This is a genomic window from Streptomyces sp. NPDC022910 (assembly GCF_055561075.1).
Genome location: NZ_JBVHHL010000078.1, coordinates 14225 through 29445 on the forward strand (window position 1 = coordinate 14225; position 15221 = coordinate 29445).

Sequence of the window (15221 nt, forward strand, 5' to 3'; positions counted from 1 at the left end):
GGGAGCGGTTCCATGGGCCGTGCGTGGGTCGGCCCGCTGTACTGGATCCAGTGGGCTGGGGGACACCGCCGCCTACATCCCCGCGGGCGGCGGACCGGTCCGGGAGGCGAACTCCGCCTCCCGGACCGTGCGTTGCACGGGGCCTGCACGGAGCGTGCCCAACGCCGACCGATCGCAGTCTATTTGGCCGAAAATCGACGGTGGATTTCGGGGGCGATCAAGGCTCCGACCACGACTCTTGAGGGCGCGAATGGCGTTTTCGGGGAGCATTTCGGGGGCGCATTCACGTCGCTGGTCGCTCCCGACTTCCATTCTGCCGCCGTGCCCCGAGCGGGAGTTCACCGGCTTGCGCCAGTCTCCACGAGGGCGCGTTCCGGGGCGCGCAAGCAGCGGCACACGCCTTCCCACGGGCACTCTTCGTGGCAGCATGGGAGCCGTTCGTGCGGTGCACTGGTGGTCCACAGCCTGTGGAGGCGTCGATGCGGTGGTTGGTGGGATGGAGCAGCACCGCCGCTGGAGCCGCCGAGCCCGGCGTCGCCGGGGCCACCGGAAACGACGGCGAGACCGTGCATCCTGTGGGCTCCCAACTCCTGTGGGGCGACCCGGATCCGCTGTGGGCGGTGGGGGACTGGCGCCCGGACGAGGTGCGCGTCGTGAAGGCCGACGCACAGACCCGGATCGCGGTGCTGGGCACGTGCGGGGCCTCCGACGAAGAGCTGCGCGTCGGCCTGTTCGCCGCCCGGGGAGGGGCACTTCGCCATCTGACCGCCTGGTCCGGCAGCTACACCGCCGTCGTCCAGGTCGGGCGCAGGATCACGGTGTGCGGCGACCTCGCCGGCGCGCGGCCGGTGTTCTACACCCCCTGGGCGGGTGGCACGGCGTACGCGACCGCCGCGCTCCCGCTCGCGGACCTCATCGAGGCCAACCTCGACTTCGGGCACCTGGCGGCCCTCCTCGCCGCCCCCGACGTTCCGGCCGCGGTGCACGATTCGACCCCGTACGACGGCGTACGGCGCATTCCGCCAGGGCACGCGCTCGTCCTGCGTGCGGGGTCGCGCGAGATCGCCGGGTACGAGCCGGTCGCCTCGCTCGCGGTCGCGGCGCCCACGGCGGATCCGGCCGCCGCTGTGAACGCCGTGCGCGACGCCCTCGTCGACGCCGTACGCGCGCGTCTGGCGGCCCCCCGGCACGTCCCCGGCACCGACATCGACCCCGGACCCGTCCCCGGGATGGGACCGGCGGAACGCCGTGCCGCGCGTGGCATGCCCGTTCCCGGGATCGGCGCCGACCTCTCCGGAGGGCCGGCCTCGGGCACGCTGGCGCTGCTCGCGGCCGGGCTCCCCGGGATGCCGGGGACGGTTCTAGGGCACGGCACCGGAGCCGGTGAGCGCCTGCTGGCCGTCACCTTCAACGACCTGGCCGTCAGGGGCCGCGAGGCCGAGCTGGAGCGGGCGGGCACGCTGGCGGCGAACCCCCGGCTGCACCACGTGGTGGTGACCGGCGGCGAGGAAGTGCTCCCCTATGTCGACCTGGAGGGCCCGCTGACGGACGAACCGGGCCCCTCCCTGGTGACGGCGGCCAGGCACCGCGCGCGGCTGGCGTCAGGCAGCGCCGACCACTTCACGGGCTACGGCGCGCGCCAGGTCCTCGACGCGCACCCGGCCCGTCTCGCGGACCTGCTGATGGACCGCAAGCGGCGCCATCTCGTGCGGCCGGTGGCCGCGCTCGCGAAGGCGGACGGCTCGGTGATGGTCCCCGCGCGCGTGTACAGCGCTGCGCGGAAGCTGGCCCGCACGCCGTACCGGGCCGGGGTCGACTCACTCGCCGAACGGCTCATGCAGCGGCGGTTCGATGAGCCAGGGGGTGCCGTGGGCGCGTCGCTCGCCGCGCTCACCTGGGCCAGACCAGGGCCCGCGGCGCGCTGGCTGACCGGTGAGGCCCTCGCTGAAGTATCGGTTCGCCTGCAAGGAGCCGCAGCTCGGACGGGGGTGGGTCCCGGGCAGCGCCCGGGGGACTTCCGCGCGCGTGCGGCGCTGGCGAGGCATGCGGCGGATCTACGGGTGCTGGAACAGGCCGCCGAGATCCGCTCCCAACGGCTGCACACGCCGTTCCTGGACAACCAGGTCGTCCGCGCGTGCCGTGCGCTCCCCGAGGCCCTCCGGGTGCAGCCGGGAGCGCGGGCGGCGATCCTGCGCACGGTGCTGGAGGGCGCGGGCGTGGGGGGACTGCCGTCCGGCTGGGGCGCGCCCTCGCACGCGTCCTCGGCGGCCGCGGCCCGCACGGGCCTGCGGCTGGCCGCGGATTCGCTGATGGCCGTCTTCGGCACACCGCTGCTGGCGGAGGCGGGCCTGGTGGAGGCCCGCGTGGTCCGCAAGGCGGTCCGGGCCGCGGCGGAGGGCGAACCCCTTCCCCTGGACGGCCTCGCGGACCTGGTCTCCCTGGAACTGTGGCTGCGCCGCCTGCTGGCGCGCAGAGGCACCTGCTGGACCGGCACCCCGGCCCGGGCCCGTGCGGTCCCGGCGGGCATCGCGACACGGGGACGGGCGTTGGGGGCCGGGGCTTAGGGCTACGCCGCGGATGTCCTTGCAGCCGTAACGGCAGCGGTCAGCCGTGCGCCGGGGCGGGACGGGCACCCCGCCACCTGCACTCCACCGGGCAGCCCGCCCCGGGCCCTCCACAGCCGTGTGGCACACCCGCCACCGCAAACCCAGTGCCCCGCGAGGCCGCCCCCGCAAGAATGGCCGGGTGCGGTACAGGATTCTGGGCGTCGCCCAAGCAGAGGACGACCAGGGCACCCTTGTACCGGTCGGCGGCCCCCGCGTCCGCGCCCTGCTCACGGCCCTCGCCCTGCGCCCCGGGCGCACCGCCACCCACCGCACCCTGATCGACGAGGTGTGGGCCGACGACCCGCCGCTCGACGCCCCGGCCGCCCTCCAGGCGCTCGTCGGACGGCTCCGCCGCGCCGTCGGCCGGGACACGGTCGCCTCGGAGCCCGGCGGCTACCGGCTCGTCTCCGCCCGCGAGGCGGTGGACCTCTTCGTCTTCGAGGACCTCGTCCAGCGCGGTATCTCTGCCCTCGCCACGGGCGACGCGCACGCCGCCGTCCGCGATCTGCGGGAGGCCCTCGCCCTGTGGCACGGTCCCGCCCTGGCCGACCTCCCCGACCGCGGTGCCGCCGCCCGTGCCGAGGCCCTCCGCCTGGCGGCGACGCATGCCCGCGTCGAGGCCGATTTGCGCCTGGGCCGCGCTGCCGACGTCGTACCCGAGCTGACGGAACTGACCACGGCCCATCCGTACGACGAACCCCTCCACGCACTCCTCATCCGCGCCCTGCGCGCGACGGGCCGCGGCGCCGACGCCCTGGCTGCGTACGAGGGCGTGCGCCGTGCGCTGGCGGACGGGCTGGGCACCGATCCGGGTGCGGAACTGCAGGCACTGCACGCCGAGTTGCTGTCTTCGGAGCCGTCCGTGTCCATGCCGCCGCCTGCCGTGCACCCCACACCCGCTCCCACGGCCTCCCGCGCCGCACGCACCGGCAATCTCCGCCCCCGCCTGAACTCCTTCGTCGGGCGGGAACCCGAACTAGACGCCATCCGCTCCGACTTGCACAGAGCCCGACTGGTCACCCTGACCGGACCGGGCGGTTCCGGGAAGACTCGTCTCGCCGAGGAAGCCGCCACAGGGCTGCCGTACGCGTGGCTGGCCGAGTTGGCCCCGCTCGACCGCCCGGAGGCGGTTCCCGCCGCGGTGGTCAGCGCCCTCGGCCTGCGCGAGACCGTACTGATCACCAACGAGATGGTGATGCAGCAGGACGACCCGGTCGCCCTGCTGATCGAGTACTGCGCACCGCGCAGCGAACTCCTCATCCTGGACAACTGCGAACATGTGATCGACGCAGCGGCGGAGCTCGCGGAGACTCTCCTGACGCACTGCCCCGGGCTCACGATCCTCGCCACCAGCCGTGAACCCCTGGGCGTGCCCGGCGAGTCGGTCCGCCCCGTGGAGCCCCTGCCACCCGATCCCGCGCGTCGCCTCTTCACCGAGCGCGCCGCCGCCGCGCACCCCGACGCGCACGCCGTCCACGACCCGGCGGCCGTCGAGGAGATCTGCCGCCGCCTCGACGGCCTGCCCCTGGCCATCGAGCTGGCCGCCGCCCGCCTCCGGATGCTGACCCCTCGGCAGATCGCCGACCGCCTCGACGACCGTTTCCGGCTCCTCACCTCCGGGAGCCGTACGGTGCTGCCCCGCCAGCAGACCCTGCGCGCGGTCGTCGACTGGTCCTGGGACCTGCTCGACGAGCGTGAGCGCACGGTGCTGCGGGAGGTATCGGTCTTCGCCGGCGGCTGGGACCTCGGCGCGGCCGAGGCCGTGTGCACCGGGCCCGCGGCCGACCTCATCGGGGCGCTCGTCGACAAGTCCCTGATCGTCGCGACCCCGTACGAGGGGGGCGGAGGCGATGCCATGCGCTACCGCATGCTGGAGACCATCCACGAGTACGCCACCGAGCGCGCCGCAGAGGTTCCCGCGCTACGCGCCGCGGTGGAGCGACGGCACCGGGCGTGGGTGCGGGCGCTCGTCGAGGAGGCCGACCCGAAGCTGCGCTCGGCCGAGCAACTCCCGTGGATCATCCGCCTGGAGACGGAACTCGACAACATCCGGACCGGGCTGCACCGCGCGATCGTCGCCGGTGACGAGGAGGAGGCCGGCGCCATCGCCCTCGCGACGGGCTGGCTCTGGTGGCTGCGCAACTTCCGCCGCGAGGGCACGGAGTGGGTGGAGCGTGTGCTGCGGCTGGGTGTGGCCCTGGACGCCCGCGCGGAAGACGCGGCGGTCGACGTGTTCGAAGAGCCGGCCGCGTTCGATCCCGCCGACGTGTTCCTCGCCCACGCCGAGGAGCAGCAGCACCCGCTCCACCTGATGCGGATGAAGCTGCGGATGCTGCACTTGTTCCTGCTCGCCGAATCACGGCCGGTGGCCTCGATGGAGGACGAGCGGTCGCAGCGGTACGTCGCCCGGGTACGCGCGGCCTTCGAGCGGGGCGGCCCGGACGCGGCGCGGCTGCCCGGCATCGTCTGGCCGCTGACCGCGTACCACCTGGGCGAGCGGTACGACATCCGGGAGGCCATGCACGCGAGCCTCGCCAACTGCCGCAGATACGGCGGCGACTGGGAGATCGGTGTCACCCTCATGCTCCGCACGCACATCCTCGTCGACTACCCGGGCGGTCTGCACGACGTGGACGGCGACCTCGCGGAGCTGCGCGTGATCAGCCGCCGCGTCGGAGACCGCTGGATGCGTGCGCAGGTGTGCAGCGCGGCCGGCGAGGCGGCGATGGGGCGCGGCGCCTCCGAAGAGGCGAAGGGTGAGTACGAGGAGGCACTGCGGCTCGCCCACGAGGTCGGGGCGTACGCGGAGACCCCCTTCCTGCTCGCCCGGCTCGGCGAGATCTCGTACCGCGAAGGCAAGCGGGCGGACGCGCGGACCGCACTGGACGAGGCGGGCGACGCCGCCGACCGGTACGGCGTGCAGGACGCCCGCGCGTATGTGTTTCTGCTGCGGGCGCAGATGGCGTTGGACGACGGGGAGAACGCCCGGGCGCGGGAGTGGTGGGAACGGGCGCGGGTGGCGACCCTCGGGGGTACTCCGCCCCCGCAGTTCGTCGCCGCGCTCAACGGCGTCGACGCGCTCGTCACGGTCGCCGAGTCGGGCCCGGAATCCGGCCTGCGCAAGCTTGCCGAGGCGCTGCGCCAGGCCGTGGCGAGCCGGTGCGCGGAGCCGGTGACAGCGGGGCTCGCGGACATGGCGGCGAACGTCCTGGGCACTGTGGGCGCGCACGCCGGCGCGGCCCGGCTGCTTGCCGCCGCCGACTTCTGGCGCGGGCCGTCCGTGCGCCCCGCACCCGAGCGCGTGGAGGCCGAGCGCACGCGGGCCGCCGCCCTGGAGGCCCTGGGACGAGCCCGTTTCGACGCCGAGCGCGCGAAGGGCACCGCGTTCACCCCGGAGGACGTCCTGCGGGAGCTGGCGCAGGCATCCGCGGAGTGAGCCGGCTCCTGCCCTACTGGCAGGTGAAACGCGACTCCGCCCAGTCCCCGAGCGTCGCCGCGTCGTTCCGGGCGTGGGGTTCCACGACCAGGCGGACCGTCTTGTGCCCGCCGAGCCCGACGTGAACCGGCACCGCCGGTCGATCGCTCTTCATCATCGGCGACCGCCACAGCCGTACCCCGTCGACGAACACCGAGAACCGCACCTTGCCGAGCCCCGTTGCCAGATCGTCGACACCGACCAGCGCGTCGAACGACGAGCACGGACGGTTGAGGTCGATCGTCACGGACGACGAACCGTGGACGGTCACACCGTGTGCGTACTGCCGCCCCGCGATCGACATGCCCCACCGCCGCCACACCCAGCTGCTCTCAGCCAGCCGCATCTCGGGCTCGGTACCGTCGCCCGTGAGGTCGTACGTCAGCTCGTTCCACTGGTAGACCGCCGGGGCGGGCGGGGGTGTCGTGGGATTCGTGGGCGTCGGGGTCGGTTTCGGCGACGACGTCGGAGCCGAGGTCGCTGTGGAGCTCGGTGCCGGTGAAGGCACGGACCTCGCCGCCACCACGGTCGGCACGGAAGTCGGAGTGGGTGTGGGGTTCGCCCTCGGCGTCGAGGCCGGTGCCGGGGCCACCGGCGACCGCTGCCCGGCGGGCTGCCTCTTTTGGCGCGTCGGGCTGGGCTCGGGGGCCTCGGACTCCGCGGCCCGGGTGGCGGGCGGCGCGGCCGCAGGCTTCTGGGCCGGTCGGTGGTGGCCGGCCGCCGCGAGGGCGATCGCCGTGGCCGTCACCGCGACGACTCCCGCCGCGACCGCGGCCTTGAACGGGGCGCCGAGCCCCTTCCAGACCGCGGTGCCACCGCCCGCGCTCGCACCGCCGGAGCCGTCGCCCGCCGTGGCGGCCGCACCCGCGGCGGCCCCCGCCGCACCGGCTCCGGCGCCACCGGCGATGATCCCGAGCGCCTTGGCGTACCCGGCGGCGCCGAACCAGCCGATGACCGCGACCGGTACGACGGCGGGAATGCCGCGGGCGAGTTCCTCGATCTGGCTCGCGGCGAGCCGGCATCGGGCGCACTCCTCCAGATGCCTGCGCAGGCCCCGTTCGGCCCGGGTGCGCAGTTTGCGGCGGGCGTACGTACCGAGTTGGTCGGCGTAGCGCGCGCACTCCTCGTCGGAGGCGAGCGCCGCGCTCACATGCGCCTGCAGATAGGCCTGTTTGAGGCCCTCGCGGGCGCGGCTGGCGAGTACGCGTGTGCCGTTGGCGTCCAGCCCGAAGAGCGTGGCGACCTCGCTCGGCGACTCGTCCTCGACTTCTGTGTGCCACAGCACGGCCTGCCAGCGCTCCGGCAGCGAATGGAAGGCCTGCCTGGCCATGGACTGCTCGGCCTCGTGCATCGCGCGCACATCGGCACCCAGGTCCGCCCCCGTACCGAAGGAGCCCATGGGGGCGGCGCTGTAGGACGCCTCGGACAGACGCGCCGCCTGATCGGCGAACGCCGCGAAGTCGTCGACCAGTTGCTCGCGCTTCGCGGACTTCGTCCAGGTGGCGGCGACGCGGCGGACCGTTGTGAGCAGATACGCGCGAACCGCGTGCTCGGGGCCGGAGCCGGAGCGCACTGCCTGGAGCATGCGGGCGAAGACCTCGGCGGCGAGGTCGTCCGCGGTGTGCCTGTCACGGCAGCAGGTGCGCGCATAGCGGCGCAGGGCCCCGGCATGGCGCCGGTACAGCTCCTCGTACGCCGTGTCGTCGCCGTCGCGCATCCGCCCGATCAGCTCGGCGTCCGAGGGCGGCAGCGCACTGCCGTCGCGCTGCGGCGGCACACCGGCCCCGGCCGCGCCGCCGGAGCGGGAGCCGCCCGTGACCTCCCGGGACGGCCCGCCCTGGTTCGGTACCCGCCGCGAGCTCTCCGCGCCGCCGTCACCGAGTGACTCGTCCTGCCCGTCAACGCTCATCGCGGAAAGCCCCCGCCGCCTGCCCGACCACTCCCGAACACGGGCCAGAGTGCCACAGGGGCTTGTCCCCGGAGGACAAGTACGGACCACGACCCGTCCGCGGGCGCCCCGTGCCGACGCATCACCGGTGGTCCCGATCAGGGGACGGTCAACGGAGGCGCCTGATAAGGGAGGTCACCGAAACGGGTGATACGGGTCCGTCACGACATCGGACGGGTGAACGCGACTCCGCCCGCCCGGCAACCGCGGCACCCGGACCGTCCGCGGGCTGCGCAGCGCCCGCGCTCGGAAGACCGCCGCGGAAGGCCCCCGGCATGGGAGCCGCCCGTCTCACGCCGGGCGGGACCGCAGGCCCTCAAGGAGGATGTCGAGCAGCCGTGCCGAGGCCGCCGCCTGCTGGGCCGCGTCCGGCAGCGAGGGTGCCGCCGTCGCGATCACCAGGAGCACGTCCGAGACGGTGACGTCCGACCGCAGCTCACCCGCCGCGCGCGCCCGATCCACGAGCTGTCCGACGACCTCCAGCAGCGTCGCCGTACCCGCGTCGTCGTCCGGCTCCGGCACGTGTCGCTGCTCGACGAGCCGTAGTTCGGCCGACTGGGAGCGCTGCTGCGGCACCCGCGCCTCGTCCACCAGTACCGCGTCCGTCCCCGGGGTCCCCTCCTCGGCGACCCCGACCCTCAGCACCTGCGGCGGCAGCAGCCGCCCCGCGCCCGACGCCACCGACGTCCGCAGGAAGCGCGAGAGCGCCGACCACGGCTCGTCCTCCTGGCCGAGCGCCGCCCTGGCCTGGTCGGTCAGCCGGGATGTCTCCTCCTCGGCTATCCGCCGAACCAGCACGTCTTTGCTCGGGAAGCGCCGGTACACCGTGCCGACGCCGACCCTTGCGCGCCGCGCCACGTCCTCCATCGGCGCGCCGTACCCCAGCTCGCCGAAGACCTCACGCGCCGCCCGCAGGACGTGTTCCAGGTTGCGCTGTGCGTCCACGCGCAGCGGTGTCGTCCGCGCACTCTCCCCGCGTCCGTTCCCCGCCGCCGCGCTCACCGCGCCCGCCGGTGCGACGGCGGACGCGGATGACCAATGAGAGTCCTGAATATGCATAAGCGTTCCCCCGGTAATGACGTCTCCCCCCGGAGACTCCCCGCCATTGGAAGCCGGAGCGTACGGAACATGCGTCCTTCGTGACCCGGCCCGCCCGTCGCGGACCTGTCGAGCGCATCCCCCTACACCCCGTCGACACACGAACATAGTTGAGCAGGGGTCAATTCAGAAGGGGCAGGTTCCGCACAGAGCGCCCCCCGATCGGAGTACGGGGCGGTTACGTCCCGATTGCGCCCCCCAATGTCACCCGGCTCACACCCGCTGACCTGCGATCCTGCCCCGCACTCCGGCAATTCGGCCAACTCCGCCCCGTGCCGCCGTCCGGTCACACAATTTGCCGGGGCTGTGGACAAACTCAAGAGTCGGGTGCGTCATGGGATGGTGACGGCTGCAATCCATCGGGGGACGTCCCCCGACCCCCCGAAGTGTGTGCGCATCCTCATCGTCGGCGGCGGCTACGTCGGTCTGTACACGGCCCTGCGCCTGCAGCGGAAACTGAAGGCGGAACTCCGGCGGGGCGAGGCCGAGATCGTGGTGGTCACGCCCGACCCCTACATGACTTACCAGCCGTTCCTGCCCGAGGCCGCCGCCGGTGCCATCTCGCCCCGCCATGTGGTCGTCCCGCTGCGCCGGGTCCTGGACGGCTGTCATGTGGTCATCGGTGAGGTCACGTCCATCGACCACGCCAAGCGCACCGCGACCGTCGCCACGCTCGCCACCGAGGAGACCGGGCAGACGGAACAGTTGTCGTACGACGAACTCGTCCTCGCCCCCGGCTCCATCTCGCGCACGCTCCCTATCCCCGGTCTGGCCGAGTACGGCATCGGTTTCAAGACCCTCGAGGAGGCCATCGGCCTGCGCAACCACGTCATCGAGCAGATGGACATCGCCTCCTCCACCCGTGACCCCGCGATCCGGGACGCGGCCCTCACCTTCGTCTTCGTGGGCGGCGGCTTCGCCGGCGTCGAGGCGCTCGGCGAGCTGGAGGACATGGCCCGCTATGCCGCGCGCTACTACCACAACGTGAAGCCCGAGGACATGAAGTGGATCCTCGTGGAGGCCTCCGACCGCATCCTCCCCGAGGTCGGTGAGGAGATGGGCCGCTACACGGTGACCGAACTGCGCCGCCGCAACATCGACGTACGCCTCGAAACCCGGCTCGAGTCGTGCGCCGACCGGATCGCCGTCCTGTCCGACGGGGCGCGCTTCCCCACGCGTACGGTCGTGTGGACCGCCGGGGTGAAGCCGCATCCGATCCTCGCGGCCACCGACCTGCCGCTGAACGGGCGCGGCCGCCTCAAGTGCACCCCCGAGTTGACCGTGGAGGGCGTCACGCACGCGTGGGGGGCGGGAGACGCGGCCGCCGTTCCCGACGTCACCGCCGAGGTGCCCGGCAAGGAGACCGCCCCCAACGCCCAGCACGCGGTGCGCCAGGCCAGGGTGCTCGCCGACAACATCGTGCGCTCGCTGCGCGACCAGGCCTTGGAGACGTACGCCCACAAGTACGTCGGCTCGGTCGCCTCTCTGGGGCTGCACAAGGGTGTCGCGCACGTCTACGGGCGCAAGCTGAAGGGCTACCCTGCCTGGTTCATGCATCGCGTGTACCACCTCAGCAGGGTGCCCACCTTCAACCGCAAGGCGCGTGTACTGGCCGAATGGACCCTGGCCGGGCTCTTCAAGAGGGAGATCGTCTCTCTCGGTTCACTCGAACATCCCCGTGCAGAGTTCGAACTGGCGGCCGGTGGAAAGCCTTCTGGAGACCCGAAGGGGTCGTCCTGACCGGACCCGGGAACTCCGCCGCAGGGACCGGCGTCTGACGGATGTCGGTCCGGTCGGACAGACTGGTCCATGACCCAGGGCGGGCCGACCCTCGCCCGGACGCATCCACCAGGCTTTCCCCACTGCCGTACCCCCGGGGGCAGGCACCCGGACTCCCGACCCGGTCCGGAGCCGGCCGGAGACGACAACGACGAGGCAAGGAATCGGTGAACTTCACGCGCTGGAGCGCCCGGCTCCCCGGAACGCAGCGCCGCGCCGCGGCGCGGACCGAGCAGACGGTCGCCCCGGACCGGCGGGGGGAAGGATCCGTACCCGGGGCCCGCGCCGAGCGGCTCACCGACGACACGCCGAGTGTGCCCGCCGTCGACGAGCTGCCGGTGCGCGAGGTCCTCGACCGCATCCCGGCCCTCGTCGCGCTGGTCCACGGCCCCGACCACCGCATCGCGTACGTGAACGACGCCTATGCGGCGGCCTTCGGCGCCCGGCCGGTCGGCGAACCCGCCCGTGAGGCGCTGCCCGAGCTGGACGAACTCGGTCTCCTCCCGCTCCTGGACCAGGTGCTGCGCAGCTCCAAGCCACGCACGGTCAAGTCCCGCAAGGCGGCCGGCGGCCGTTCGTACACGTTCACGTGCACTCCGGTGGACGTGCCCGACGACGAGGCCAGGGGCGTGCTCATCTTCGCCGCCGACGTCACCGACCACGCCGAGGCCGCCGAACGGCTGCGCGCCAGCGAGCGCGAGCAGCGCGAGACCGCCGTGACCCTCCAGCGCTCCCTGCTGCCGCAGGAACTGGAACAGCCCGACGACCTGCGCATCGCCGCCACCTACCAGCCCGGTGGCACGGAGGCCGCGGTCGGCGGCGACTGGTACGACGTGATCACCCTCGGCGGCGGCCGCACGGCACTGGTGATCGGCGACGTCATGGGCAGAGGCGTCCGCGCGGCGGCGGTGATGGGCCAGTTGCGCACGGCCGTGCGCGCCTACGCACGCCTCGACCTGCCCCCGCACGAGGTGCTCCAGCTCCTCGACGGCCTCGCCGCGGAGATCGACCCCAACCAGATCGCGACCTGTGTGTACGCCATCCACGACCCGAACGAGGGCCGGCTGGTGTACGCGTCGGCGGGCCACCTGCCGATCCTGGTCCGCGACGAGAGCGGAGTGGTCCTGCGCGCCGACGAACCCACCGGCCCGCCGCTCGGCACCGGCGGCTGGATGCACGCCTCGGGCTCGGTGCCGCTGGCGCCCGGCTCCACGGCCGTCCTCTACACGGACGGCCTGGTCGAACGCCGGGACGCCGACCTGGACGAGGGCATCGCGGCCCTGGCGAACGCACTGGCGGGTGCCAAGGGCACGCCGCAGGTGATCTGCGACCGCCTGCTGCGCTCGGCGGGCGTCACGGCGGGCCACGACGACGACGTCGCGGTCCTGGTGCTCCAGCACCCGTCGCGATCGGGCCCGGACGGCGACCTCTTCCGGAACGCCGCACTGGAGCTGCTGGGCGGCGTGGAGGCGGCGCCACGCGCACGTGCGTTCGCCTCCGGTGTGCTGGCGAGCTGGCGGTTCCCGGCGGATCTGCGCGATCTGGGGGTGCTGGCGGCGAGCGAACTGGTCGCGAACTCGTTGCAGCACGGCACCCCGCCCACGAGGCTGCGCCTCCGGCGCACGGACCGCCGACTGATCATCGAGGTGACGGACGGCGACGACCACCTGCCCCGCCGCCGCCGAGCGGAGCCGGCGGACGAGGCGGGACGGGGAATCGCGATCGTGGCGACCATCGCCTCCAACTGGGGCTCGCGAAGGACGCCGGGAGGCGGCAAGGCCGTGTGGTGCGAGTTCGCGCTGCCTCGAGAAGGGGGCTGACCACCAGGTTGTCGCCTAGGCGCGTACCGACACCGTCTCCGCCGACGCACCGCCCTGCGCCACCACCAGACTCCGCGCCTGCGACGGCTGGTTCTGCACGAGCGTCAGTCGGCGCCCGAGCCGGATCGCCAGGAACGTGATGCCCAGCGAGCACAGCAGGAACGTCACGATGTACGGCGTGGGCAGCGACGCGCCCAGCGGACCGCCCACCGCCGGACCCACCGCGAGGGCGAGCTGCTTCACCAGGGCGAACGCCGAGTTGTACTGGCCTGCCATCCCCGTCGGCGCCAGATCGGCGACGAGCGGCGCGAGCGTGGGCGACAGCATCGCCTCGCCGAGCCCGAACAGCGCGTAGGTCGAGATGAACGCGGCGGTCGCCACGGCCCGGCTGCCGTGCTCCAGCCCCGCGTATCCCGCGGTGGCCCACGCAACGGCCCAGACGAGCCCCACCGTCGCGATCACCCGGGACCGCCTTCGCCGTTCCACGAACTTCAGCACCGCGAACTGGGCGACCACGATCATCATCGTGTTCGCCGCCAGCGCCGTACCCAGCGCGGACGTGGAGATGCCGGCCGCCTCGACGCCGTACGCGCTCAGCCCCGACTCGAACTGGCCGTAGCACGCGAAGAACAGCACGAACCCCAGCACGCACAGCTGCACCATGGCCCGGTTGCCCAGCAACTGCCTCCGGCCCGCTCTGCCGTCCTGCGGCGCGGCGGTCGCGATCCTCGGTGCATGAGGCATCCGTACCGTCGCCATGATCACGACGAGCAGCAGGAACATCGCGGACTCGATCGCGAACAGCAGCGTGAAGGACGCGGCGCGCGAGGCATCGACCAGATGGCCGCCGATCAGGCCGCCGACGCCGAGCCCCAGGTTCTGCAGGAAGAACTGCATCGCGAAGTCCCGCGACCGCGTCTCCGCGGTCGAGCAGTCCACGATCATCGTGGCCAGCGCGGGCTGCATCACGGCCTGCCCGGCACCGAGCACGGCGGCCGACAGCAGCACGCTCACCGCGCTGCCGGCGAGCCCCAGGCTCAGCGCGCCGACGGCGGCGGAGATGAGGGCGGCGAGCAGCACCGGAAGCGGGCCGCGCCGGACGATGGCCCGCCCGGCGAACGGCAGCACGACGAGCGCGGCGACGGCGAAGACGGCGAGTACAAGACCCGCCGTCGCAGCACCGAGACCGCGCACCTGCGCCACATAGACGTACAGATACGGGACGGTGAAGCCGAGGCCGAACGCGCTGAGTGCGTTGCCCACATGGATCCGGCGCATCGCTGCGCCCATCGCCCTGGTCACGTTCACCTGCCTTAGGAAGAGGGGCCGCCAGGGTCCGGACCTACGGCGTACGCCTGAAGCAGTTAACCCTGAAGACTTCGAGGCTAAACTTAGGAGCTAAACAGTACACCTTGAAGGACTTCGAAGCCAAGCGGGCGCGTGCCATACTGCGGCCATGGGCGACAACCCCGGCGTCAGCGAGCCGACCCTCGACGAACAGATCGCCGCCTACCAGCGCGAGTTCCAGGACCTGGACCCCCAGGTGGAGAAGATCGTCTCGGCGCTGTCCCGGCTCAACCGACGCATGAACGTCGCCTACGGTCGCCAGACCGCGGAACTCGGCATCAGCAACGCCGAGTGGGAGGTCCTCAAGGCCCTGGTTCTCTCCGGCGCCCCCTACCGCATGGGTCCGAGCGACCTGGCCAAGCGGCTCGGCCTGACGCCGGCCGCGATGACCCACCGCATCGACCGCATGGTGAACGAAGGCCTCGTCACCCGGGAGCGGGACGAGGCCAACCGCGTCCGCGTGATCGTCGAGCTGACCGCCGAAGGCCGCGAGAAGTGGCTGGAGGCGATGCGCCTGGCCTCGGGGTTCGAGGAGGACCTGCTGCAGGATCTCTCCCCGCAGGAGCGCACCGTCCTCGGCGAGGTTCTGACGCGTCTGCTGCGCCGTGTGGAGCACGCCCAGCCGGACGCCGGCGGCCGACTCAGCGACCTCGACTGACCTGCCGGAGGTTTGGCGCGATGTCATCCGGGGGACGCTTGACAGTCCAACCTCAGATCCGTAAAGTTCTTCGGGTTGCCACGGGGCCGTAACGGTTCCCGGGCAGCACCTCCCGCCGCGATAGCGGCAACCAAACCACTCAGCACGATCTCCCAACGGGGTCGATTTTCGGCGCGCCCGAATTCGATTCCATTTGGGTACGGCGACTTCGAGCCGGTCGAGATCCACTCGATTGGGAATCGCCGGAAAGATCCGCTAAGGTTTGGGACGTCGGAACGGCCCAACGGTCGCGAGGACAAACCCGGTTGACTGGGAGTCAGGCCCCGAAGGTGACTGAGGGATCTGATAGAGTCGACAGCGCCGGAAGGCCGAAAGGCCGGAAAGCGCCGAGTAAATCGGATCGGAAAGATCTGATAGAGTCGGAAACACCGAAGGGAAGCGCCCGGAGGAAAGCCGCGAGAGTGAGTCTCTCGGGTGAGTACAAAGGAAG

At 72.7% G+C, this 15221-nt stretch carries 8 protein-coding genes; 5 read left to right on the forward strand and 3 right to left on the reverse strand.

Annotated elements, in window-relative coordinates; genetic code table 11:
* Positions 1 to 479: 479 nt before the first annotated feature.
* Both ACZ3TS_RS38385 and ACZ3TS_RS38390 read left to right on the forward strand, forming a co-directional pair.
* Entirely contained in the window at positions 480 to 2564 is a 2085-nt protein-coding gene (locus ACZ3TS_RS38385; protein WP_467626751.1) for an asparagine synthase-related protein, read from the forward strand.
* Positions 2565 to 2745: 181 nt separating this feature from the next.
* A complete protein-coding gene (locus ACZ3TS_RS38390; RefSeq protein ID WP_467626753.1) occupies positions 2746 to 6042 on the forward strand; it encodes an AfsR/SARP family transcriptional regulator in 3297 nt (1098 codons plus the stop codon).
* Between the two features lie 13 nt (positions 6043 to 6055).
* Here the strand turns inward: ACZ3TS_RS38390 and ACZ3TS_RS38395 are convergent, their stop codons facing one another.
* Both ACZ3TS_RS38395 and ACZ3TS_RS38400 read right to left on the reverse strand, forming a co-directional pair.
* Positions 6056 to 7990 carry a sigma-70 family RNA polymerase sigma factor gene (locus ACZ3TS_RS38395; RefSeq protein WP_467626756.1) on the reverse strand — a complete coding sequence of 645 codons (1935 nt, stop codon included), beginning with the start codon at positions 7988 to 7990 and terminating at the stop codon, positions 6056 to 6058.
* 330 nt (positions 7991 to 8320) lie between these two features.
* The gene (locus tag ACZ3TS_RS38400; protein WP_467626758.1) at positions 8321 to 9088 is read right to left on the reverse strand and encodes a TetR/AcrR family transcriptional regulator; all 768 of its coding nucleotides are present in this window, start codon (positions 9086 to 9088) and stop codon (positions 8321 to 8323) included.
* 378 nt (positions 9089 to 9466) lie between these two features.
* Between ACZ3TS_RS38400 and ACZ3TS_RS38405 the strand changes: the two genes are divergently transcribed.
* Positions 9467 to 10867, forward strand: a complete 1401-nt coding sequence (locus ACZ3TS_RS38405; RefSeq protein WP_467626760.1) for an NAD(P)/FAD-dependent oxidoreductase — start codon at positions 9467 to 9469, stop codon at positions 10865 to 10867.
* A 206-nt stretch (positions 10868 to 11073) separates the two neighbouring features.
* Positions 11074 to 12726 (forward strand): ATP-binding SpoIIE family protein phosphatase, encoded by a 1653-nt coding sequence (locus tag ACZ3TS_RS38410; protein ID WP_467626763.1) that lies wholly within the window; start codon positions 11074 to 11076, stop codon positions 12724 to 12726.
* A 15-nt stretch (positions 12727 to 12741) separates the two neighbouring features.
* Here the strand turns inward: ACZ3TS_RS38410 and ACZ3TS_RS38415 are convergent, their stop codons facing one another.
* A complete protein-coding gene (locus ACZ3TS_RS38415; RefSeq protein ID WP_467626770.1) occupies positions 12742 to 14016 on the reverse strand; it encodes an MFS transporter in 1275 nt (424 codons plus the stop codon).
* A 166-nt stretch (positions 14017 to 14182) separates the two neighbouring features.
* On the opposite strand from ACZ3TS_RS38415, the gene ACZ3TS_RS38420 reads away from it, so the two are divergent.
* Positions 14183 to 14731 (forward strand): MarR family winged helix-turn-helix transcriptional regulator, encoded by a 549-nt coding sequence (locus ACZ3TS_RS38420; RefSeq protein WP_467626765.1) that lies wholly within the window; start codon positions 14183 to 14185, stop codon positions 14729 to 14731.
* Positions 14732 to 15221 lie beyond the last annotated feature (490 nt).

Excerpts from the sequence above, each read along its gene's own strand:
- ACZ3TS_RS38385 (WP_467626751.1), top strand. The coding sequence starts at position 480 with ATGCGGTGGTTGGTGGGATGGAGCAGCACCGCCGCTGGAGCCGCCGAG.
- ACZ3TS_RS38395 (WP_467626756.1), bottom strand. The coding sequence starts at position 7,990 with ATGAGCGTTGACGGGCAGGACGAGTCACTCGGTGACGGCGGCGCGGAG.
- ACZ3TS_RS38400 (WP_467626758.1), bottom strand. The coding sequence starts at position 9,088 with ATGCATATTCAGGACTCTCATTGGTCATCCGCGTCCGCCGTCGCACCG.
- ACZ3TS_RS38405 (WP_467626760.1), top strand. The coding sequence starts at position 9,467 with ATGGTGACGGCTGCAATCCATCGGGGGACGTCCCCCGACCCCCCGAAG.
- ACZ3TS_RS38415 (WP_467626770.1), bottom strand. The coding sequence starts at position 14,016 with ATGGGCGCAGCGATGCGCCGGATCCATGTGGGCAACGCACTCAGCGCG.
- ACZ3TS_RS38420 (WP_467626765.1), top strand. The coding sequence starts at position 14,183 with ATGGGCGACAACCCCGGCGTCAGCGAGCCGACCCTCGACGAACAGATC.